The organism is Polaromonas sp. YR568, assembly GCF_943371715.1.
In the GTDB taxonomy this organism is placed as follows: Bacteria; Pseudomonadota; Gammaproteobacteria; order Burkholderiales; family Burkholderiaceae_C; genus Polaromonas.
Window position 1 is genome coordinate 54,711 of sequence record NZ_CALRVW010000013.1, and the last position, 19,549, is coordinate 74,259.

Below are 19,549 nucleotides of genomic sequence, written 5' to 3' on the forward strand. Positions count from 1 at the left end.
GTGGCATGACTTTTTTAGCACTCGACGTGGGCAACACCCGGCTGAAGTGGGCCCATTACGCGGCCCCGGTGGTCGGGTCGCCCGTGCTGGCCCATGGCGCGGTGTTTCTGGAAAACATCGACAAGCTGGCGGACGAAGAGTGGCTCGGGCTGTCCACACCGTCGCACATCCTGGGCTGCGTCGTGGCTGGCGACGCAGTCAAGCGCCGCGTCGAGGAGCAGATGGAGCACTGGGATGTCCTGCCGCGCTGGGTCGTTTCCAGCGCCCAGGAGGCCGGTGTGACCAACGGCTACGACCACCCGACGCGTCTGGGCGCCGACCGCTGGGTCGCGATGATAGGCGCGCGGCACCGGCTTCTGGGCCGCGGCATCCGCAAGCCCTGCGTGGTGGTGATGGTGGGCACGGCGGTCACGGTCGAGGCGATCGACGCTGCCGGCAAATTCCTCGGCGGCATCATCCTGCCGGGCCACGGCATCATGCTGCGGGCGCTCGAGTCCGGCACGGCCGGTCTGCATGTGCCCACGGGCGAGGTGAAAGACTTCCCCACCAACACCAGCGATGCGCTCACCAGCGGCGGCACCTTTGCGATTGCCGGCGCCGTGCAGCGCATGGTGGAAAACACCACCCGGCATTGCGGCGAGGCGCCCGAATGCATCATGACCGGCGGCGCGGGCTGGAAGATGGCGCCCAGCATGTCGGTCAAGGTGGAGCTGGTCGAAAGCCTGATTTTCGACGGCCTGCTCGAAATCGCCGCGCAGCGTTTTGCCGTCTCCGCCTGATCGTGATGCCGGTTGCTATCAATTAAATAGCTGACGTCGCTTGTCCCGCAAGGGCTGAAGCCCTGAAACACTGAAGATCACGAGGCGTCGTCGCCCCAGGGCAGCATCAGGGTCACGATGGACAGCTTGGCGAACTCCGGCAGAAACTCGTCGATGATGCGCTGCGGCTCCGGGCACAAGGTGCTGTCGGTGATCACGCCGAACTGCACGCCGCCGCCGTAACTGAGGATGGACACGCCCAGTCCGACATCCCCCGACTGCGGCACCCAGAACATGCTTTGCTCCAGCGTGGCGCCGCAGAACGTGAGTTTTTCGCGCGGGCCCGGCACGTTGGTCATCACCGCCGTGGTCTTTTTCGAGAACAGGTTGAGCATCGCGTCCTGCGCCGGCTTGATCAGCAGCCCGGCAATCGCCAACAGGCTGAAGGCCAGCAGCGGCTGGTAGCTGCCCTTGAGCGCGGCCATACGCCGCCGCACCTCGTACACACGTTCGACCGGGTTGTCCACGCCGATGGGCAGCACCAGCGGCACCAGGCCGAAGCGGTTGCCGAGCTTGTAGGCCTGCTCGATGGGCCGCAGGTTCACCGGCACCATGGCGCGTATTTCCTGGCCTTTGACATCGTCGCCGTGCGACTTGAGGTATTCGCCAATCGCCCCGGCCACGCAACTGAGCAACACGTCGTTGATCGAGCAGTTCAGCGCCTTGCCGACGGCCTTGACTTCATCGAGTGGTATCGGCTGGCACCAGGCGACTTTTTTGGTGGTGCCCGGCTTGCCCTTGAGCCGGGTTTTCGAGTCGTCGGGCATCAACGCGAGGGCGGCGCTGTCCTTGAGTACCTGCAGCATGACCTTGGCCATGTCGAGCGAGCCGGCCATGCTTTTTTGCGGGTCGCTCAGCAGGTGCAGCGACCGGGCCGCGCCTTCACCGGCCACGCCCAGCGCCTTGACCGTGAGGTCGGTGAAGGGTTTGAGCAGGGTCTCGGCGATCCAGTCCTCGGCGCCGCCGCTGCTTTCCTTTTTGTGCCGCTCGGGCGGTGCCGCGCCGCCGTCCACCAGCGACATGGTCACCGAAATCAGCGCAATGCCGTCGGCAATGCAGTGGTGGATGCGCACAATCATGGCGCTGCCCTTGACACCGTCAGGGCCGGTGTAGTCCTCGATCAGGTGGATCTGCCAGAGCGGGCGCTTGCGGTCCAGCGGCTGCATGGCGAGTTCGGCCACGCGGTCCTGCAGCGCCTCCTGCTCACGGCCTTTGGCGGATGGGGGCAGCCTGTCGGCCACCACGTGGTTCTGCAGGTCGAAGTAGCGGTCCTCGACCCAGGTCGCGCCGGCGGCATCTTCCATCACACGCTGGCGAAAACGTGCGTACTTGAGCAGGCTGCTTTCCATGCGCTCACACACCGCCGCGTGGCTGACACCCGGCGTGAGCTGCCAGACACCGACAATCATCATCAGGTTCGACGGCGTGTCCATGCGCAGCCAGGCGGTGTCGACCTTGCTCATGCGTTCCCCGGTCAGGCCTAGCGTGCCCGAGACCGCGCGCTTGACGTTTTTCTGAACGTTCCTTGCGACCTTTTTGCCCGCTGCCTGGGCCGAAACGCGTGTGACCATGAAAACTCCGTGTACCAATCGTCCCGGATGGGGTGAATTCCCTATTCTGCAGGCAAGGCAGTGGCTAAGATACCGGGCAGTTACCCCAATTCACCGCAACATCCAACAACCACGGAGCCTCTTCATGTCAGACCTCAAAGCCGCTTTCGACAAGGCCATGGCCGATTCCAAAAACCTCAGCGAGCGCCCCGACAACGCCACCCTGCTGAAGATCTACGCGCTCTACAAGCAGGGCAGCATCGGCGACAACACCGAGAAGAAGCCCGGCTTCAGCGACATGGTCGCGCGTGCCAAGTGGGATGCCTGGAACAACCTCAAGGGCACCTCGCAGGAAGAGGCGATGCAGCAGTATGTGGATTTGATTGAGTCGTTGAGCTGAAACGGCGCGAGTTCTCCCTCGCAGGCATCACGCTGCGTTCCCGGTTCGCTTGGGACAGTAGGCGTAACTCCCCACTCCCACCCCTAACCCCTCCCTCGCCCCGCTGGGCGATGGAGGGGGACTTCATTTGGCTACGTGTGCTGCTGCCGCGTGCAAACATAAGGGTCGATTGACTCCGCCCTGACGCGCTGCGCGCGTCAGGTCTCCCCGCATTCGACATTGGTATTTGTCTTCGTTTCCCCACCCGTCGGGCTGGGCCGAGGAGCGCAGCCGAAAGCGGATCAGGACGAGCGATTGTTTGAGCGCAGCGAGTTCGAGCTCGGCCCCGCTTTCGGTGAGCACCGCAGGTTGCCCCGGAGCGCAGCGCAGGGGACCCAGACCATCGGGTCGCCTTCTCTTTGCTTACTTTCTCTTGGCGAAGCAAGAGACAGTGAGTCGGCCGCCGGGCCGAGCCCCGGCTTGCCCGAAGCACAACAAGAGCTCGGACGAGCAAGGGGCTGGCCCAGCCCGAAAACCTCCATAAAAAACAGGCCATTAGCCCAATACAGACAAGCGCAATCGGCTATGAATTAAATAGCAGCAGCACGAGCTCAACCCCTGCCATCAATCCGCCTTGATCCCCGACACCTTGATGATCCGGTTCCACATGCCGCGCTCGGTGGTCTCGAGCTTGGCCAGTTCCGCGCTATTCAGAAACACGGCCTTGGCACCCTGTTCCTCGGCGCGTTTGCGGAAGGTGTCGGACTCCACCACCTGCTTGATCGCGGCTGAAATCCGTGCCGATGTTTCGGTGGGGATGCCGTTCGGACCATACACGGCGAACCACGACGACGCCACCAGCGGCACGCCCTGTTCGGTGGCGGTCGGCACCTCCGGCAACGCGGCAAGCCGCGTGCGGCCTGTCACCATCAGCGCCCTGAGCTTGCCCGAGCGGATATGCGGCAGCAGCGGTGGCGGCGTCGTGATGGTGAAGTCGACCGAGCCGCCCAGCAGGTCGGTCAGGGCCTGGCCGGTGCCGCGGTAGGGGATGTGCACCAGGTAGGTTTTGGTCAGGTCCTTCAGCAATTCCGTGGTTACGTGTTGCAGCGAGCCATTGCCGCTGGAGGCGTAGTTCACCTTGCCCGGGTTGGCCCTGGCGTACTGGAGGAACTCGGCAAAGGTGTTTGCGGGGAAATTGCTGCGCACCACCATCAGTTGCGGCGCGTCGATCAAATGGCCCAGGGGCTTGAGGTCCTTGCCGGGGTCAAAGCCGGCGACCGGCTGCAGCAGCGGCGTGATGCACTGGTAGCCCGAGTACTGCACCAGCAAGGTGGTGCCGTCGGCCGGGGCACGGGCGACCAGCTGGCCGCCGATGTTGCCATTGGCGCCGCCGCGGTTGTCCACCACCACCGAGGTGCCCAGCAGCTTGCCCAGCGGCTCGGCCAGCAGGCGCGCCGCAATGTCGGTGGTGCCGCCCGCCGGGGTGGGCACCACCAGCGTGATGGGCTTGCCGGCGGGCTGCGCAAAGGCGCTGCCCATGAAGGCGGGGGCGGCGCCTACGGTGGCCGCGGCGACGGCGCCGGTGATCAGTGTTCTTCTTGAAATGGTGGGCATGGCTGGTCTCCTGGGATGGGGATGTTGGGAAAGGGAAGCAAGGGAAAAAGGAAGGGGGCGGTGATCAGGCCAGCTCGGAAATCTCGATCAGGTTCAGGTCCGGGTCACGGACATAGACCGAGCGGATTTTTTGCGTGGCACCGGTGCGCAGCACCGGGCCCTCGAGAATGGGCCAGTTTTCGCGTTGCAGCCGGGCCATGACCTCGGCCAGCGGCACGTTCGCGATGAAGCACAGGTCCAGCACGCCGGGCTGGGGCCGGTGCGCCTTGGGCTCGAACTCGGCCCCCTGGAGGTGCAGGTTGATCTTCTGCTGGCCAAAGCGGAAGGCCTTGCGTTCCACCGGCGGCGTGCCGCCGGTGAAGGTCTCCAGCGCCATGCCGAGCACGCGGGTGTAGAAGTCCACGCAGGCCGCTTCATGGGCAGTCGTCAGCACCAGATGGTCCAGGTGGTCGATCATGAAAATTGCTCCCGCAGCGCCGCGACAAAGTCCGGCGCCGGATGCAGGTCGGTGATGCGTCCCGCCTTGGCGACCTGGCCGGGCACCTCATGGCCGACGATGGCCGGCATCTGGCGTGCCACTTCCAGCAGTTTGTCCAGGTCCATGCCGGTGTCGTAACCCATCGCATCCAGCATGTGGATGGCGTCTTCGCTGCTGATGTTGCCGCTGGCGCCGGGGGCATAGGGGCAGCCGCCCAGGCCGCCGAGCGAGCCGTCAAAACGCGTGATGCCGCCCTGCACCGCGGCCAGCACATTGGCCAGGCCCATGCCACGCGTGTTGTGAAAATGAAGCGTGAGCTGCAGGTCCGAAAAACGCGCCTGCAGCGCCTCCACCATGCGGCCGACCTGGGCCGGATGCGCCATGCCGGTGGTGTCGCAAATCGTCACGCCGCGCACACCCTGGTCGGCAAAACGGGCCACCCAGTCCAGCACGCTGGCCTGCGGTACCTTGCCTTCCATCGGGCAGCCGAAGCAGCAGGACAGCGAGACGTTGACTGGCGTGCGGCCGTTCACGAGGGTGATGACTTCGGACAAGGCCGCAAAGCTGTGCGCCATCGGCATGCGCAGGTTGGCCAGGTTGTGCGTCTCCGAGGTGGACATCACCAGGTTGAGCTCGTCGGCCCTGGCTTCCAGCGCGCGTTCGGCGCCGCGCAGGTTGGGCACCAGCACCGTGTACTCGACGCCGGGCACGCGGCGTATGCGCCCCATGACTTCATCCGCATCGCGCAGCATGGGAATCGCCTTCGGCGAGGTGAAGGAGGTGACCTCGATCTTGGCGTAACCGCATTCGCCCAGTGCATCGACCAGCGCCACCTTGGTGTCGGTCGGAATGAATACGGGTTCGATCTGGAAACCGTCGCGCGTGGCGACTTCGTTGAAATAAATACGTTGTGTCATGCCACGATTCCTTTTTCCCGGAGGCCGCGAATCTGTTCAGGGCTCAGGCCGAGTTCCTTGAGCACGGCGTCGCTGTCCTGACCGATGGCCGGTGCATTGCGCCGGTGGCTGCCCGGCGTGGCCGACAGTTTGGGCACAATGCCGGGCAGCATCAAGCTGGTGCCGTCGTCCATGTGGCGTTCGTCCAGCATGCCGCGCGCCCGGTAGTGCGGGTCGGCGGCGATGTCGGCCACGGTGTAGATGCGGCCGGCCGGCACCGAGGCCTGGTCCAGCAGCGCCAGCACCTCGTCGACCGTGCGCTGCGCCGCCCACTGGCCGATGGCCTCGTCGATCTCTGCCACCCGCGCCACGCGGCCGGCGTTGTCGGACAGCGTGGGGTCCGCCCCCAGGTCCTCGCGGCCAATCACGGTCATCAGGCGTTTGAAGATGCTGTCGCCGTTGCCGGCGATCAGCGCATAGCCGCCGTCCTTGCAGGCATAGGCGTTGCTGGGCGCGATGCCAGGCAGGGCGCTGCCCGCCGGGCCGCGCACCGCGCCGAACGCGCTGTATTCGGGCAGCAGGCTCTCCATGCAGTTGAAGACCGCCTCGTACAGCGCCACGTCGATCACCTGGCCCTGGCCCGAACTGTGGCGGTGCTGCAGGGCCAGCAAAATGCCGATCACGCCGTGCAGTGCGGCCAGCGTGTCGCCGATGCTGACGCCGACACGCACCGGCACGCGGCCGGGCTCGCCGGTCAGATGCCGCAGACCGCTCATGGCCTCGGCGACCACGCCGAAACCTGGCCGGTCGCGGTAGGGGCCGGTCTGGCCGTAGCCGCTGATGCGCAGCATGATCAGGCGCGGGTTGAGCTGCAGCAGTTCGTCCGGGCCCAGGCCCCAGCCTTCCATGGCGCCGGGGCGGAAGTTCTCGATCAGCACGTCGGACTCGAGGACCAGCTTGCGCACAATGTCCTGGGCCTCGGGCGTCTTCAGGTCCAGCGCCAGCGAGCGTTTGTTGCGCGACTGCAGCTGCCACCAGACCGAGGTGCCGTCCTTGAGCAGGCGCCATTTGCGCAACGGGTCACCCGCGCCGGGAGGCTCGATCTTGACCACCTCGGCGCCGAAGTCGGCCAGGGTCTTGGCGGCAAAGGGTCCGGCGATCAGCTGGCCGAGTTCGAGAACCTTGAGGCCGGCCAGCGGCCCGGCGGATGAAGAAGAAGAGGTGTCCATGGCCGCGCAGTGTGCCGCCCGGGGCACTTGGCGTCCATTACTTGTTGCGGCGTCCGGCCTTCGCCTTTTGCGAAGGCTGGGCGCCCGCCGCCAGGAAATCCACCAGCGACACAATCGCCGCCTCGTTGTCGCCGGCCGCCGTGGCCAGCAGCAGGCGCCGCTGCGCCCAGGCGTCGCTCAGGGGCCGCCAGCCGAGTTTCATGGTCTTGACGATGGGCAGGCTGACGCCCTTGGGCAGCACCGCAATGCCTAGCCCGGAGGCCACCATGTGGCAGACCGCGTCGAAACTGCGCACCTGCATGCGCAGCTTGAGAGGGCGGTTGGCGGCGAGCGCGGCCTGCTGCTGCTGTTGCAGCATGGCGGCACCGGCGGTCAGGCTGATCCATTCCTCGTCCAGCGTGTCGGCAAAGGCGATGGGCATTTTTTTTCCTGCCAGGGGATGTCTGGCGGGCAACACCAGTACCAGCTCGTCCTCGCGAAACAGCCGCGTGGCCAGGCCGCTCGTGTCCGGCCCCTCGACAAACACGGCGACGTCGGCGCGGCCCTCGCGCAGGGTGGTCACCACGGCTTCCGACACCTGCTCTTCAAGATCGACGCGCACCTGCGGATGCAGCCGGCCGTACTGCGCCAGCAGGGTTGGCAGGAACTGGCTGATGGCCGCGCTGCTGGCACACAGGCGGATGTGGCGCGCGATGCCCTGGCGCAAATCGGCCAGTTCGCCTACCAGGTGCTCCATGGTCTGCAGCAGGGTCAGGCCGTGTTTGACGAAGACCCGGCCGGCCGCGGTGGGCAGCAGGCCGCGCGCATGGCGCTCGAACAGCGCGTCGCCGAGGGCGCCTTCCAGTTCGCGGATGCGCCGGCTGGCGGCCGCCAGCGCAAGGTGCGAATCGCGCGCCGCAGCGGTCAGGCTGCCGGTCTGGGCACAGGCCACCGCCAGCCGGATGGACACCAGGTCGAACCGCGCGAGGTTCAAAGGGCCCCCACGCTTGTCACTTCGTGTGCCTTCGGCGGTGCGCTGCCCCTTGCACGAAGAAGAGGGGCGCTGCGCCTGCGGCCCGGCAAAGCCGGTTCCGCGGCCCCGGCTGGTGAAGAGGGAGTCCCCACGCCTCAGGCCTTCTTTTTCGCCGCAGCCTTTTTGGCGGCCGGCGCCTTCTGGGCCAGCAGCGTGTCGAGGTTTTTCACGATCTCGCCTTCGATCCTGTCCTTGAAGGCGCCGAGCAGAAAGCCCAGTTTCGCGTCGAGCTCGAAAACGTCCTTGGTCACCTTGAGCGTGCCGCTGACGCCCGAGCGGGTGAAGCTGACTTCGTCACAGCTGTCGCCTTCCTCGTAGGTGCAGCTCATGTCGAACTTTTCCTCGACCTGTTCGGCCCACTGGAAGGCGATCTTGCGTGCCTGGGCCATGCCCAGGCTGTGCTCGCGTTCGATATGGATGTCAGCCATGGGGTGTTTCCTCGGTTTTCGTGGTGATGGAAGGGCGGAGGGCGTCGTGCCGCTCCTGTTTGGGCAGGGCGGCCAGCCGCCTGACCGCATCATAAAACCGCGGCCAGTCGCTGCCTTCGCGCGCAAACAGCGCCTCGAAGCCCGGCACCAGCTCATCATAGGCGGCCAGCGCGCCCAGCGAGGCGTTGTTGGTGCGGGCCACCCAGGGGTCGTAACCGGCGTACCCGTCCCAGCCGGCCTTGAGCGCGGCGTAGCGTGTATGAAAGGTCTGCATTGCTACGCTTTTCATAGCTGCTTGCGCAACACGGTCGGGCGCTGGGGCCGTTTTTGGTTCATAAATCTCGCTGAGCTCGCGGCGCAGCCCCAGTGTCAGCGCGCGAAACTGCTGGCGGCGCTTGCTGTACAGCGCGTACTCCTGGCGGACGGCGGCGCTGCCGTGGGCCTCCAGCCAGCGTGCGCTGCCCAGGCGTTCCACGGCGGTGGCAAAGGATTCGTTGAAGTCCATGTCGCCGGCGACATACACGACCTGATGCGCCAGCTCATGAAAGATCAGCCGCGCCAGTTCGCCCTCGGGGTAGCCGATGAAGGTGCTCAGCAGCGGGTCGCCGCCGGCCCAGTTCATCCAGCCCAGGGTGGAGTAGGCCGGCACACCGTAAACGCTGACCTCCAGCCCCTGCGCGCTCAGCCTGTCGGCTTCGGCGCGCGCCTGGGCTTCGTCAAAATAACCCTTGTAACCGACACAGCCGGTGACCGGAAAACACCAGGTCTGCAAGGTCAGCGAAAACTCGGGCGCGGCCGACACATTCCACACCACGGCCTTGCGCCGCAGGTCGGCGTAACGCTGGTAGCTGGCGTTGTCGGGCAGCTTCAGTTCGCTCACCGCAAAGCGCCGGATCTGCTGCGTCAGGGCCAGCCTGGCCTTGAGTTTGTCGGGTGTGTCGCTGGCCTGCAGCCAGTCATCCACCGGCCGGGCGGCGTTCATCAGCTGCAGATGGCCGCTGACCGACTGCCAGTAATAACCGAGGCTGGCGCAACCGGACAGGCCCAGCAGCACGCCCGCAAGCAGGGCGGCGGTGCGGGGCGTGAAGGGGTAGAGGCGCACCAGATTTAGAGCGCGGGCGCTCCGTCAAGTTGCACCTCGACCAAGCAGTCGTAGAACACCGGGCCGCGCCCCAGGTCGGTCAGGTGCTGGCTGGTCAGTTCGTTGACATTGGTGCCGTCCAGGCCGAACTTGCGCCACCAGATGCCCAGGCCGTGCACCACGCCGGCGCGCGCCCGGTCGGACACCCTGGCCTTGCAGCGGTAGCTGCCGCGCTGGTTGAACACCTTCACCACGCTGCCGGTGCTGATGCCGCGCGCGGCGGCGTCCTGCGCGTTGATCTCCAGCAGCGGTTCACCCTCGATGTCGCGCAGGCTTTTGACGTTGACGAAGGTGGAGTTCAGGAAGTTGCGCGCCGGCGGCGAGATCATCGCCAGAGGGTAGTCGGCCGAGCTGCCGGCCAGCTCGTGGTTGGGCACATGGTCGGGCAGGCCGTCCAGTCCCTGTGCGGCCAGCCGTTCGCTGAAAAATTCGCATTTGCCCGACGGGGTCAGAAAGCGGCCCTCTGCAAACGGCGCGTCGGGGCCGGGCAGCGTGGCAAAGCCCTTGTCCAGCAGTTCGTTGAAATCGATTTTGTCGCCGTCCGGGTGGCTGAAGGCCGTGCGGCACAGGGTTTCGTCGTCCTCCGCAAAACAGGGCTCGGTGAAGCCCATGCGGGCCGCCAGGCCGCGGAAGATTTCGGTGTTGGGCCGGGCCTGGCCCACAGGGGCGATCGCCGGGCGGTTCAGCAGCACATCGGTGTGGCCATAGGCGCTGTGCACATCCCAGTGCTCCAGCTGGGTGGTAGCCGGCAGGATGAAGTCGGCATAGTCGGCGGTGTCGGTCTGGAAATGCTCCAGCACCACGGTGAACAGGTCCTCGCGCGCAAAACCCTGCACCACCTTGCCCGACTCCGGGGCCACCGCCACCGGGTTGCTGTTGTAGACGATCAGCGCCTCGATCTTCGGGCCGAAAGCCGCAGAACTGCTTCTCAGCAGGTCGTCGCCGATGGTGATCATGTTGAGGGTGCGCGGCTGCCGGCCGGCGCGCAGCTCGGGCCGCTGCAGCGCGGCCTGGTTGACCGGGAACATGCCCGAGCTCGACAGCAGCAGGCCGCCGCCGCGGTGCCGCCAGGCCCCGGTCAGCGCGGGCAGGCAGGCCACCGCGCGTGTGGCGTTGCCGCCGCCGCGCACCCGCTGCATGCCGTAGTTCAGGCGGATCGCCGCCGGCTGCCCGTCCACAAAACACTGACCGTAATCACGCGCCAGCGAGCGCACCTGTTCCACAGGCACGCCGCAGACCTGCGCGACGCGCTCCGGATTCCATAGCAGTGCACGCTCGCGCAGCAAAGGCCAGCCGATGGTATGGCGTTCAAGGAAGGCGTGGTCCAGCCAGTCGTGGACGATCAGTTCATGCATGATGCCCAGCGCCAGCGCGGCGTCGGTGCCGGGCTGCAGGGCGATGTGTTCGTGGCACTTTTCAGCGGTTTCGGTCTTGCGCGGATCGATGCAGATGATTTTTGCGCCCTGGCGCTTGGCCTCCTGCACGTAACGCCAGAAGTGCAGGTTGCTGGCGATCGAGTTGCTGCCCCAGATGAGGATGAGTTTGGCTTCGGCAAAAAACTGGACCTTCATGCCGGCCTTGCGGCCCAGCGTCTGCGTCAGGCCCTCGCCGCCGGCGGCCGAGCAGATGGTGCGATCCAGCAGCGAGGCGCCCAGCTTGTTGAAAAAGCGTGCGGCCATGCTTTCACTCTGCACCAGGCCCATGGTGCCGGCGTAGCTGTAGGGCGCGATGGCCTGCGGGTCGCGCTGCGTGATGGCCTGCAGCCGCGCGGCAATCTCATCGAGCGCGCTGTCCCAGCTGACAGGCTCGAACTGTCCCGAACCCTTGGGCCCCACCCGCTTGAGCGGCTGCAGGATGCGTTCAGGGTGGTAGCTGCGCTCGGTGTAGCGCGACACCTTGGTGCACAACACGCCGCCGGTTTGGGGGTGGTCGGGGTTGCCCTGGACTTTGACCGCCACACCGTTTTCCACGGTGGTCAGCAGGGCGCAGGTATCGGGACAGTCGTGCGGGCAGGCGCCGCGCACCTTGGCCGTGCCATGCGTGAAATTGACACTAGGGGAGATGCTGATGGGAAGCGTCATAAATAGAACTACATTTTCTTACTAGGAGCCGACCCTGCTTGCGTTTCAGCCAGGGCCATCAATATGAAAACATTACACACCCTGGGGCAGACCCTCATCGTAGCTGTCCTGGCGCTCGCCGGGGCATTGGTGCACAGCCAGGAAGGGGTCAGTAAAACCGCCATCGTGCTGGGCCAGAGCCTGGCGCTGACCGGCCCGGGTTCCTCGCTGGCACAGCCTTTTCATCAAGGCGCCAAGCTTTACTTTGACAACGTCAACGCGGCTGGCGGGGTCAACGGACGCAAGATCGAACTGGTCACGCTGGACGACCAGGGCAACCCGGCCAACACCGCCGCCAACACCAAGAAGCTGCTCGACCAGGGGGTGCTTTCCCTGTTCGGCTTTTACGGTTCGCCCCAGGTGACGGCCGCTTATCCCCTGATCAAGGACAGCGACATCATTTTGTTCGCCCCCATGGCGGCGGCCGACGAATTTCGCGGCGCGCTGTATGCCAATATCTACTCGCTGCGTCCCGGCTACTCGGAAGAAGCCGCGGCCATCACCAAACATGCAGCCGCCCTGGGCGCGCGCAAGCTGGCCATTTTGCATGCCAACGATGGTGAGTCGCTGGCTGCACTGGACTCGGCGCAGCGAACCATGACCAGCATGGGCGCCAACCTTCTTGCCAATGCTGCCTTTTCCAGCGGAGCGGTGGCTGGCGCCGTGGACAAGGCCCTGGCGCCGGGTCCCGAATCGGTGCTGGTGATCGGTGATTCGCAGAGTGCGGCGTCGGTGGTTCGGGAACTGCGGGCCAAGGGGTTTCGCGGGCCGGTTTATGGTTTTTCCAATACCGGCGAAAGCCTGCTGGCCGAACAGCTCGGCAAGTCAGGTGCCGGCGTGGTGGTGGCACGCGTGGTTCCCAAAAGTGATGGCTCCAAGGTGGCGCTGGTGCGTGAGCTGCAGGCCGACGCCGCCGCGGCCAAGCTCGGCAAACCCAATGTCTACATGGTGGAAGGCTACATTGCGGCGCGCGTGTACACCGAAGCCTTGCGCCGCATCAGCAAGGACCCGACGCGAGCCAAGGTCAGAAAGGCCATTGAGGCCCTGGACGATCTCAGCATCGGCGGCTTCCGCATTCACTTTGTGGAAGACCGCGTGGGTTCGCGGCTGGTCGAGCTCGGTTTGATCGACTCGCAGGGGCGGGTGCGCGAATAGTGGGGCCCCCGCGACAGAAGTCTGACGAATTTCTGACGGAAAATACCGGGTTGACCATCTATAGGGTTAGTTCTTAAAACTAAAGTAGTAAATACTCAAAAAGAGGCCTGTGGCGTGATGGGGGCTGCTGTGTCGCGGGCCCTGTCTTTGGCGAAAATGTAAGCATGCTTATTTCTCGCCGAAAACTCTCCCTCACTGCCGGCGCCGCCATGCTGGCCGGCTTCAACATTGCCCGGGCCCAGTCCGACAGCAAGATCATCCTTGGTCAGTCGGCCGCCTTTACCGGCCCTGCCGCGCAACTGGGCATCCAGTTCTACCAGGGCGCCAAGGTCTATTTCGACCAGGTCAACGCCCAGGGTGGCGTGGGCAAGCGCCAGATTGAAATCCGCAACCTGGACGATGGTTACGAGCCGGACCGCTGCGCCGAGAACACCCGCAAGCTGATTGCCGACGACGTGTTTGCGCTGTTTGGCTACATCGGTACCCCGACCAGCCTGGCGGCCCTGCCGCTGGCGACCAAGGACAAGGTGCCTTTTATTGCCCCGTTCACCGGCGCCATGGGCCTGCGCGACCCGTTCAACAAATATGCCTTTCACGTCCGCGCGTCGTACAACGACGAGACCGGCCTCATCGTCAAGCAGCTGACCGGCCTGGGGCTGAAGAAGATTGCGGTGTTCTACCAGAACGACGCTTACGGCAAGGCCGGTCTGGACGGCGTCACCCTGGCCCTGAACGGACTGGGGCTCAAGACGGTGGCGCAGGCCACGGTGGAGCGCAATTCCGTGGATGTGGCCAAGGCGGTCCAGACCCTGATCGCCGCGGCCCCGGACGCCGTGGTGCAGATCAGCGCCTACAAATCGTGTGCCGCCTTCATTCGCGCCGCACGCAAGGCCGGTTACGGCGGCACCTTCTATAACGTGTCGTTTGTCGGTACGCAGGCACTGGCCGACGAGCTGGGCAAGGACGGTGCCGGTGTGGTGGTGTCCCAGGTCATGCCTTCGCCCTATAACGCGGCGCGTCCGATTGCGCGCGAGTTTGCCGATGCTGTCAAAGCGGCCGGCAAGGATGCCCAGGCCAATTTCTCCAGCATGGAAGGTTACGTGGCCGCCAAGCTGTTCGTCGAGGGCCTCAAGCGCGCCAGCGGCAAGCTCAGCCGCGATTCGCTGATTGCCGGCCTGGAGAGTCTGGGCAGCCAGTCGCTGGGCGGATTTGCCGTGTCCTTCTCGCCGACCGACCATGTGGCCTCCAGCTTTGTGGAGTTGTCCATGCTGACCGGCGACGGACGTGTGCGCACCTGAGCTGCACCGGTCACCACTTCCTGAAAAGAAAAGCGCCTGATGCTTCAGGCGCTTTTTTCATGCCGACCGGTTGATCACCGCCGGTTGCCGATGATCAGGCGATGCTGGTCGTCGCGGCCAGCCCACGCAGAAAGGCCTCGCAGCGTGCGAGCTGTTCCAGGCTGACAAACTCGTCGGGCTGGTGCGCCTGCGTGATGCTGCCCGGCCCGCACACCACGGTGGAAATGCCGGAGTTCTTGAAAATGCCGGCCTCGGTGCCAAACGCCACCTGCGTTGTGCGCGTCTCGCCGCTCAGGCGCTGCGCCAGCCGCGTCACCGCGTCGTTGGCCGAACCCAGAAAGCTCGGCACTTCGCAAATCGTCTCGAAGCTGAAACCTGCCTCCGGTGCTATCTTTTTCATAGCTGGTTCCGCTTGCCGGGCATAGGCCAGCACCTCTTTTTGCATAGAAGCCGCGTCGGCCGTGGGCAGGTCCCGGAATTCGTAGCGGAACTCGGCATCACGCGGCACCACGTTGTCGGCAATCCCACCGTGGAACTGGCCTACGCTGGCGGTGCTGAAAGGCACATCGAAACCTTCATAACGCGGCTCGTCGCGCTCGAAACCTTCGGCCATGTCGCGCAGCTTGCCCACCACCCGCGCCGCCATCTCGATGGCGTTGACCGATTGCGGCGTCAGCGACGAATGCGCCTCTTTGCCGCGCACACAGCACTTGTAGCGGTACACGCCCTTGTGGGCGATGGCCGGCACCATGCTGGTGGGCTCGCCCACGATGCAGGCCAGCGGCTTGATGCCGGCGTCCTTCATGTCGGCGACCAATTCCCGCACGCCGAAACAGCCGACCTCCTCGTCGTAGCTGAGCGCCAGGTGAATGGCAAAAGGCGCGGGGCTGTTCAAAAAGGCGTCTGCCTGGGCCAGCGTCAGCGCGATGAAACTTTTCATGTCGGCGCTGCCGCGCCCGTACAGCTTGCCGTCGCGGACCAGGGCCGACAGCGGATCGACCGACCAGTCCTGCCCGTCCCAGGGTACGGTGTCGGTGTGGCCGGACAGGATCACCCCGGCAGGTTTGCCTTCCCCCAGCGTGGCAAACAGGTTGGCCTTGGTTTTGTCGGCGTTCCAGGTGATGCGGCTGTCCACGCCGGATTTTTTCAGAGTGTCGCGCACGAAATGGATCAGCTCCAGGTTGGAGTTGCGGCTGACGGTGTTCATGCGCACCAGCGTCTGCGCAAGCGCCAGGGCCGGGGCGGACAGGTCGGAAGAGGACAGGGCGGGCAGGGTATGGGCAAAGGTCATGTCTGATTCTGGCCCAATTGCGACCGCGGCGGGGGCGGTTATGCTTGAACCCGACCGCGCGCACGTGGTCTATGCCTGCGCCACCCCACCGCCCCAACCTAGTTTTCTTCCGCCCATGCGTTTATTGTTCCGCCTCGTCACCTTGATGCGCCCCCACCAATGGCTGAAAAACGCCTTTGTGTTCGCCGGGCTGGTGTTCAGCCAGACCTGGGGCAACGGTCCGCTGGCGCTGGCCGTGCTCAAGGCCTTTGCCGCTTTCTGCTGTTTTTCCAGCATGGTCTACATCCTCAATGACTGGCTGGACCGCGCCAGTGACGGCCGCCATCCGGTCAAGCGCCACCGGCCGCTGGCCAGCGGCGCCGTGTTGCCCGCGATGGCGCTGGCGCTGGCAGCGCTGCTGCTGGTCGCGGGCCTGGCGTTTGCCGCCGGCAACACAACCTTGCTGGTGCTGCTGGGCATTTACGTGGCGTTGAACCTGGCCTATTCCTGGCGGCTCAAACATGTGCCGGTGGTCGATGTGTCCATCATTGCCTCGGGCTTCATGCTCAGGCTGCTGGCCGGCACCCTGGCGGTGGGCATTCCGCCGTCGCGCTGGATGCTGCTGGCCGGCCTGTTCGTGGCCCTGTTCCTGGGATTTTCAAAACGCAAGGCCGAAACCTTTCACGACGAGGCGGCCAAGCGTGCCGTGCTGGATCACTATCCGCCCGCCCTGCTGGACATGTTCATGGCCGTGACCATGACAGCCAGCCTCATGACCTACGGCCTGTTTGCCACCAGCGCCGAAGCGCAGCTGCAGCACGGCAACCGGCTGGTCTACAGCGTGCCCATCGTTGTGTTTGCCATGCTGCGTTACGCCTACCAGGTGCACCGGGGGCGCGGCGAGGACGTGTCGCGCGACCTGGTGCGTGACCCCTGGATTGTGGCGGCGCTGGCGGTCTGGTTGCTGGTGTTTCTGGGGCGCCGCTTTTGAAGCCGCCGGCCCGGCCGGCGCCACGCCTGCCGCTCAAGCCGCTGTTGCTGGTTCTGGGCCTGGCCGCCACCGCCTATGCGGTGGCACTGGCTGTTTTCGGCGAAGGCAGTGCTCTGGCGACCCTGCAGCGGCTCGCCTCGCTCGCGGGCCTGCAGGCCGCCGCCCTGTGCCTGTTGAACTATCTGCTGCGCGGCCTGCGCTGGCGGATGTGGATGGCCCATTACGGGCGTGCGCTCGGTCTCGCGGAAGGCCTGCGCCTGTACCTGGCGGGGTACACCTTCACGCCGACGCCGGGCAACATCGGCGAGGCGGCGCGCGGGCTGATGCTGGCGCGCCGTCCGCTGGGTACGGCGCAAAGTCTGGCAATTTTTGGGGCGGAACGACTGGCCGACCTGCTGTGCCTGCTGCTGATGTGCCTGCCGGTGGCCTGGTGGCTGGTCGCGCTGGGTGGTCCCGTGGCTTACCGTCTGGCGCTGGGCAGTGGCTTGGCCGCATTCGCCCTGCTGGTGCTTCTTTTTGTGTTCCGACGGCGCCTGCTGCTGCGGTTGTCCTGGCTGCGGGATGCCTGGCAGTGCCTGGCGACCCGTCCCGCTGTGTGGTTGGCGCTGACCGGCGTGGCTTGGGCTGCGCAGGGCCTGGCCGTCTGGCTGCTGTGCCGTGAGGCGGGTCTGTCCATCGGCATGTTGCAGGCCGCCGGCTTTTATGCCGTCGCCATGGTCGGCGGCGCGCTTTCCCTGCTGCCGGCCGGCCTGGGCGGCATGGAGGCGCTGTTGACCGGCCTGCTGGTACTCCATGGCGCCGGTGCTGCGCAGGCGCTGGGCATCACCGTGCTGGTCCGGGTGCTGACCCTGTGGCTGGCCGTGGCCATCGGTGCGCTGGCGCTGGTCTATAGTGCCGCCATTCGCGACATCAGTTTCAGATAATTTCTCCTGCCCATGCTTGAACGTTCCGCCGACCCGGCTGCCCCCCTTCTGTCCCCTTTCCTGGTGCGCTGGCTGGTCGCTGCCGGTGCGCTGTCGCTGGCCTTGCGGCTGTGGCTCTCCGCAACGTTTCCGATCACCGGCGACGAGGCCTTTTTCTACTGGTGGGGCGTCTATCCCGACTGGGGTTATTACGACCATCCGCCCATGGTCGGCTGGCTGATTGCCCTGGTGCGCGCGACACTGGGCGACACGACCTGGGCGATACGCCTGCCGGTGGTCCTGCTGCCACTGGCCCTCGGCGGCCTGGTGGCCTGGGCGCTGGCCCCGCTGGACCGCGTGCGTGCGGCCTGGGCGGTTTTGTTTTTCTGGCTGGCCCCGCTCAACTGGCTCAATGTGCTGATCACCACCGACACGCCGCTGATGTTCTGGTCGGTGCTGTCGGTGGCCTTGCTGCTGCGTGCCGAGCGGCGCGAGCGCATGGACGGAACGGCCTGGGGGCTGTACGCGCTGTCGGGGCTGGCGCTGGGCTGCGCCTTCCTGTCCAAGTACTTCTCGGTGGTGCTCGGCCTGACCTACCTCGTGTATTTCGCGGTCTACCGGCGCGAACGCTGGGCGGCGTTTGCGCTGCTGGTGCTGTGCGCCTTGCCCGGCCCGGCCATCAACATCGCCTACAACATGTCGCACGGCTGGTCGAACATCATGTTCAACCTCTACAACCGCAACGAAGGCGAGAGCTTCGCCTGGAACAAGCCACTGCTCTACCTGGCCATGCTGGTCTACCTGGTCACGCCGGTGGCGGCCTGGCTGGCCTGGAAGCAGCGCGCGGCGCTGGCTGCCGCGGCGCGGCAGCAGCGGCTGCTGGCCTGCGTGGTGGTCGTGCCACTGCTGTTTTTTGCGTTGCTGTCGCTGAAGAAGGTGGTGGGGCTGCACTGGGTGCTGTCGTTTTACCCCTTCGGTTTTGCGCTGCTGGCCTTTGCCCTGCCGCGCGACAAACTCAAGACCTGTGCACTGGGCATGGCTGCGTTTGCCGCTCTGCATGTGCTGGTGGTGGCAGGTCTGCACGCCAGTTCGCTGGACAACTGGAAAAACGCCAAGCTCTATCCGCAGATCATCCGCAGCTACAAAACCAACGAGATGCTGGCGCAGGTGACGGCCCCCGGGGTGGAGCTGATGGCCAATGCCTACACACCGGCGGTGATTTATGGTTATGCCCTGAAACAGTACGTGCCGGTGTTTGGCCCCGGAAACTTCCATGCGCGGCAGGATGACATGCTGGTGGACTTTTCTTTCTACCAGGGCAAAACCGTGCGCATCGTCCACATGGGCGCGGAGCCGCAACTGGCCGACTACCAGCCGTATTTCGACAGCGTGCAGGTGCTGAATTTCACTCAGGACGGCGTTCCTTTTTACGCGGTCGAGGGCCGCAACTTCAATTACGCCGCCTACAAGAACGGGGTGTTGACCACCATTTACCGGCGTTTCTACAACATCCCCGCGTGGCTGCCGATGACGGGCTGCCCATTTTGTGAGCGCCTTTGCGGCGAGGTGCGATGCCAGATCCCGGAGCAGTGACGCCCCCGACGTCTGGGGCTCCCGTCGAAATCGCGGCTTTCGACTTCGACGGCACCCTGACCCGGCGCGACACGCTGCTTCCCTATCTGCTTCGCAGCCTGGGCTGGCCGCGGTTTCTGCTCGCCGCGCTGCGCAGCAGCCCCTGGCTGGCAGCCTACGCCTGCCGGCTCACCAGCAACCACCGGGCGAAGGCGCGCCTGCTGCAGGTCAGCCTGGGCGGGCGCAGCGCGGCGCAGGTGGAGCGCTGGTCGGCCGATTTTGTGGCGCAGTACCTGCCGCGGCAATGGCAGGAAGAGACGCTGGCACGGCTGCGCTGGCACCAGCAGCAGGGCCATCGCTGCGTGATCGTGAGTGCCTCGCCCGGCATTTACCTGCACGGGGTGGGGGAGGCCCTGCGCCTGGATGCGGTTCTCTGCACCGAGCTGGAGCTCCGGGAGGGCACGCTCACCGGGCGCATGACGACCCGCAATTGCCACGGCGAGGAAAAAGTGCTGCGCCTGCAGGCCTGGCTGGCAGGCCGCGGCCTGTCCGCAGCGTCGGTCGTTTTGCATGCGTACGGCGATTCGCGCGGCGACGTGCAACTGCTAAATCTGGCAGACTATGCGCACTACCAAGGTCAACCCTGGGTCCGCCAATCACCACGAGACTAGCGGGTGGGGCGGGCCTGATCACCCA

18 protein-coding genes are annotated in these 19,549 nt (G+C 65.5%); 8 read left to right on the forward strand and 10 right to left on the reverse strand.

The annotated features are described in order from the left end of the window. Positions 1–5 precede the first annotated feature (5 nt). The gene (locus tag AAG813_RS11320) at positions 6–779 is read left to right on the forward strand and encodes a type III pantothenate kinase (RefSeq protein WP_341914954.1); all 774 of its coding nucleotides are present in this window, start codon (positions 6–8) and stop codon (positions 777–779) included. Between the two features lie 77 nt (positions 780–856). Here the strand turns inward: AAG813_RS11320 and AAG813_RS11325 are convergent, their stop codons facing one another. Further along, positions 857–2,389 (reverse strand): wax ester/triacylglycerol synthase family O-acyltransferase, encoded by a 1,533-nt coding sequence (locus AAG813_RS11325; protein WP_341914956.1) that lies wholly within the window; start codon positions 2,387–2,389, stop codon positions 857–859. A gap of 124 nt (positions 2,390–2,513) precedes the next feature. On the opposite strand from AAG813_RS11325, the gene AAG813_RS11330 reads away from it, so the two are divergent. Next, positions 2,514–2,768 (forward strand): acyl-CoA-binding protein, encoded by a 255-nt coding sequence (locus AAG813_RS11330; RefSeq protein ID WP_341914958.1) that lies wholly within the window; start codon positions 2,514–2,516, stop codon positions 2,766–2,768. Between the two features lie 603 nt (positions 2,769–3,371). Here the strand turns inward: AAG813_RS11330 and AAG813_RS11335 are convergent. The 8 genes from AAG813_RS11335 to AAG813_RS11370 all read right to left on the reverse strand — a co-directional run bounded on the left by AAG813_RS11335 (position 3,372) and on the right by AAG813_RS11370 (position 11,626). Further along, the gene (locus AAG813_RS11335) at positions 3,372–4,361 is read right to left on the reverse strand and encodes a tripartite tricarboxylate transporter substrate binding protein (RefSeq protein WP_341914960.1); all 990 of its coding nucleotides are present in this window, start codon (positions 4,359–4,361) and stop codon (positions 3,372–3,374) included. Positions 4,362–4,425: 64 nt separating this feature from the next. Continuing rightward, positions 4,426–4,818, reverse strand: a complete 393-nt coding sequence (locus AAG813_RS11340; protein WP_341914961.1) for a VOC family protein — start codon at positions 4,816–4,818, stop codon at positions 4,426–4,428. Continuing rightward, a complete protein-coding gene (locus AAG813_RS11345; RefSeq protein ID WP_341914963.1) occupies positions 4,815–5,756 on the reverse strand; it encodes a hydroxymethylglutaryl-CoA lyase in 942 nt (313 codons plus the stop codon). The genes AAG813_RS11340 and AAG813_RS11345 overlap by 4 nt, the downstream gene beginning before the upstream one ends. Then, a complete protein-coding gene (locus tag AAG813_RS11350; protein ID WP_341914965.1) occupies positions 5,753–6,964 on the reverse strand; it encodes a CaiB/BaiF CoA-transferase family protein in 1,212 nt (403 codons plus the stop codon). The genes AAG813_RS11345 and AAG813_RS11350 overlap by 4 nt, the downstream gene beginning before the upstream one ends. A gap of 37 nt (positions 6,965–7,001) precedes the next feature. Then, complete coding sequence (locus AAG813_RS11355; RefSeq protein ID WP_341914967.1) at positions 7,002–7,937, reverse strand: LysR family transcriptional regulator; 936 nt, start codon at positions 7,935–7,937, stop codon at positions 7,002–7,004. 134 nt (positions 7,938–8,071) lie between these two features. Then, positions 8,072–8,404 (reverse strand): polyhydroxyalkanoic acid system family protein, encoded by a 333-nt coding sequence (locus AAG813_RS11360; RefSeq protein ID WP_341914969.1) that lies wholly within the window; start codon positions 8,402–8,404, stop codon positions 8,072–8,074. Then, positions 8,397–9,509, reverse strand: a complete 1,113-nt coding sequence (locus tag AAG813_RS11365) for an aminopeptidase (protein ID WP_341915085.1) — start codon at positions 9,507–9,509, stop codon at positions 8,397–8,399. The genes AAG813_RS11360 and AAG813_RS11365 overlap by 8 nt, the downstream gene beginning before the upstream one ends. 2 nt (positions 9,510–9,511) lie before the next feature. Then, positions 9,512–11,626: a molybdopterin oxidoreductase family protein gene (locus tag AAG813_RS11370; protein ID WP_341914971.1), complete on the reverse strand. Its 2,115-nt coding sequence runs from the start codon at positions 11,624–11,626 to the stop codon at positions 9,512–9,514. A gap of 63 nt (positions 11,627–11,689) precedes the next feature. Here AAG813_RS11370 and AAG813_RS11375 point away from each other — a divergent pair, with 63 nt between their 5' ends. Continuing rightward, complete coding sequence (locus AAG813_RS11375) at positions 11,690–12,820, forward strand: ABC transporter substrate-binding protein (RefSeq protein ID WP_341914973.1); 1,131 nt, start codon at positions 11,690–11,692, stop codon at positions 12,818–12,820. Between the two features lie 164 nt (positions 12,821–12,984). Continuing rightward, complete coding sequence (locus AAG813_RS11380) at positions 12,985–14,118, forward strand: ABC transporter substrate-binding protein (protein WP_341914975.1); 1,134 nt, start codon at positions 12,985–12,987, stop codon at positions 14,116–14,118. A 94-nt stretch (positions 14,119–14,212) separates the two neighbouring features. Here AAG813_RS11380 and argE read toward each other — a convergent pair whose 3' ends face one another. Next, positions 14,213–15,409: an acetylornithine deacetylase gene (gene argE / locus AAG813_RS11385; RefSeq protein WP_341914977.1), complete on the reverse strand. Its 1,197-nt coding sequence runs from the start codon at positions 15,407–15,409 to the stop codon at positions 14,213–14,215. 115 nt (positions 15,410–15,524) lie between these two features. On the opposite strand from argE, the gene AAG813_RS11390 reads away from it, so the two are divergent. The 4 genes from AAG813_RS11390 to AAG813_RS11405 are packed head-to-tail and all read left to right on the forward strand — an operon-like array spanning position 15,525 to position 19,524. Further along, positions 15,525–16,379: a decaprenyl-phosphate phosphoribosyltransferase gene (locus tag AAG813_RS11390; RefSeq protein WP_341914979.1), complete on the forward strand. Its 855-nt coding sequence runs from the start codon at positions 15,525–15,527 to the stop codon at positions 16,377–16,379. Further along, the gene (locus tag AAG813_RS11395) at positions 16,376–17,302 is read left to right on the forward strand and encodes a lysylphosphatidylglycerol synthase transmembrane domain-containing protein (protein ID WP_341914981.1); all 927 of its coding nucleotides are present in this window, start codon (positions 16,376–16,378) and stop codon (positions 17,300–17,302) included. The genes AAG813_RS11390 and AAG813_RS11395 overlap by 4 nt, the downstream gene beginning before the upstream one ends. A gap of 12 nt (positions 17,303–17,314) precedes the next feature. Further along, a complete protein-coding gene (locus tag AAG813_RS11400; RefSeq protein WP_341914984.1) occupies positions 17,315–18,874 on the forward strand; it encodes a glycosyltransferase family 39 protein in 1,560 nt (519 codons plus the stop codon). Then, positions 18,853–19,524 carry an HAD family hydrolase gene (locus tag AAG813_RS11405; RefSeq protein ID WP_341914985.1) on the forward strand — a complete coding sequence of 224 codons (672 nt, stop codon included), beginning with the start codon at positions 18,853–18,855 and terminating at the stop codon, positions 19,522–19,524. Before AAG813_RS11400 ends, AAG813_RS11405 begins: the two co-directional genes overlap by 22 nt. Positions 19,525–19,549 lie beyond the last annotated feature (25 nt).

What these genes read in the sequence shown, in the direction of transcription:
- AAG813_RS11320 (WP_341914954.1), top strand. Translation starts at nt 6, where the DNA reads ATGACTTTTTTAGCACTCGACGTGGGCAACACCCGGCTGAAGTGGGCC.
- AAG813_RS11325 (WP_341914956.1), bottom strand. Translation starts at nt 2,389, where the DNA reads ATGGTCACACGCGTTTCGGCCCAGGCAGCGGGCAAAAAGGTCGCAAGG.
- AAG813_RS11330 (WP_341914958.1), top strand. Translation starts at nt 2,514, where the DNA reads ATGTCAGACCTCAAAGCCGCTTTCGACAAGGCCATGGCCGATTCCAAA.
- AAG813_RS11335 (WP_341914960.1), bottom strand. Translation starts at nt 4,361, where the DNA reads ATGCCCACCATTTCAAGAAGAACACTGATCACCGGCGCCGTCGCCGCG.
- AAG813_RS11340 (WP_341914961.1), bottom strand. Translation starts at nt 4,818, where the DNA reads ATGATCGACCACCTGGACCATCTGGTGCTGACGACTGCCCATGAAGCG.
- AAG813_RS11345 (WP_341914963.1), bottom strand. Translation starts at nt 5,756, where the DNA reads ATGACACAACGTATTTATTTCAACGAAGTCGCCACGCGCGACGGTTTC.
- AAG813_RS11350 (WP_341914965.1), bottom strand. Translation starts at nt 6,964, where the DNA reads ATGGACACCTCTTCTTCTTCATCCGCCGGGCCGCTGGCCGGCCTCAAG.
- AAG813_RS11360 (WP_341914969.1), bottom strand. Translation starts at nt 8,404, where the DNA reads ATGGCTGACATCCATATCGAACGCGAGCACAGCCTGGGCATGGCCCAG.
- AAG813_RS11370 (WP_341914971.1), bottom strand. Translation starts at nt 11,626, where the DNA reads ATGACGCTTCCCATCAGCATCTCCCCTAGTGTCAATTTCACGCATGGC.
- AAG813_RS11375 (WP_341914973.1), top strand. Translation starts at nt 11,690, where the DNA reads ATGAAAACATTACACACCCTGGGGCAGACCCTCATCGTAGCTGTCCTG.
- AAG813_RS11380 (WP_341914975.1), top strand. Translation starts at nt 12,985, where the DNA reads ATGCTTATTTCTCGCCGAAAACTCTCCCTCACTGCCGGCGCCGCCATG.
- argE (WP_341914977.1), bottom strand. Translation starts at nt 15,409, where the DNA reads ATGACCTTTGCCCATACCCTGCCCGCCCTGTCCTCTTCCGACCTGTCC.
- AAG813_RS11390 (WP_341914979.1), top strand. Translation starts at nt 15,525, where the DNA reads ATGCGTTTATTGTTCCGCCTCGTCACCTTGATGCGCCCCCACCAATGG.
- AAG813_RS11400 (WP_341914984.1), top strand. Translation starts at nt 17,315, where the DNA reads ATGCTTGAACGTTCCGCCGACCCGGCTGCCCCCCTTCTGTCCCCTTTC.
- AAG813_RS11405 (WP_341914985.1), top strand. Translation starts at nt 18,853, where the DNA reads ATGCCAGATCCCGGAGCAGTGACGCCCCCGACGTCTGGGGCTCCCGTC.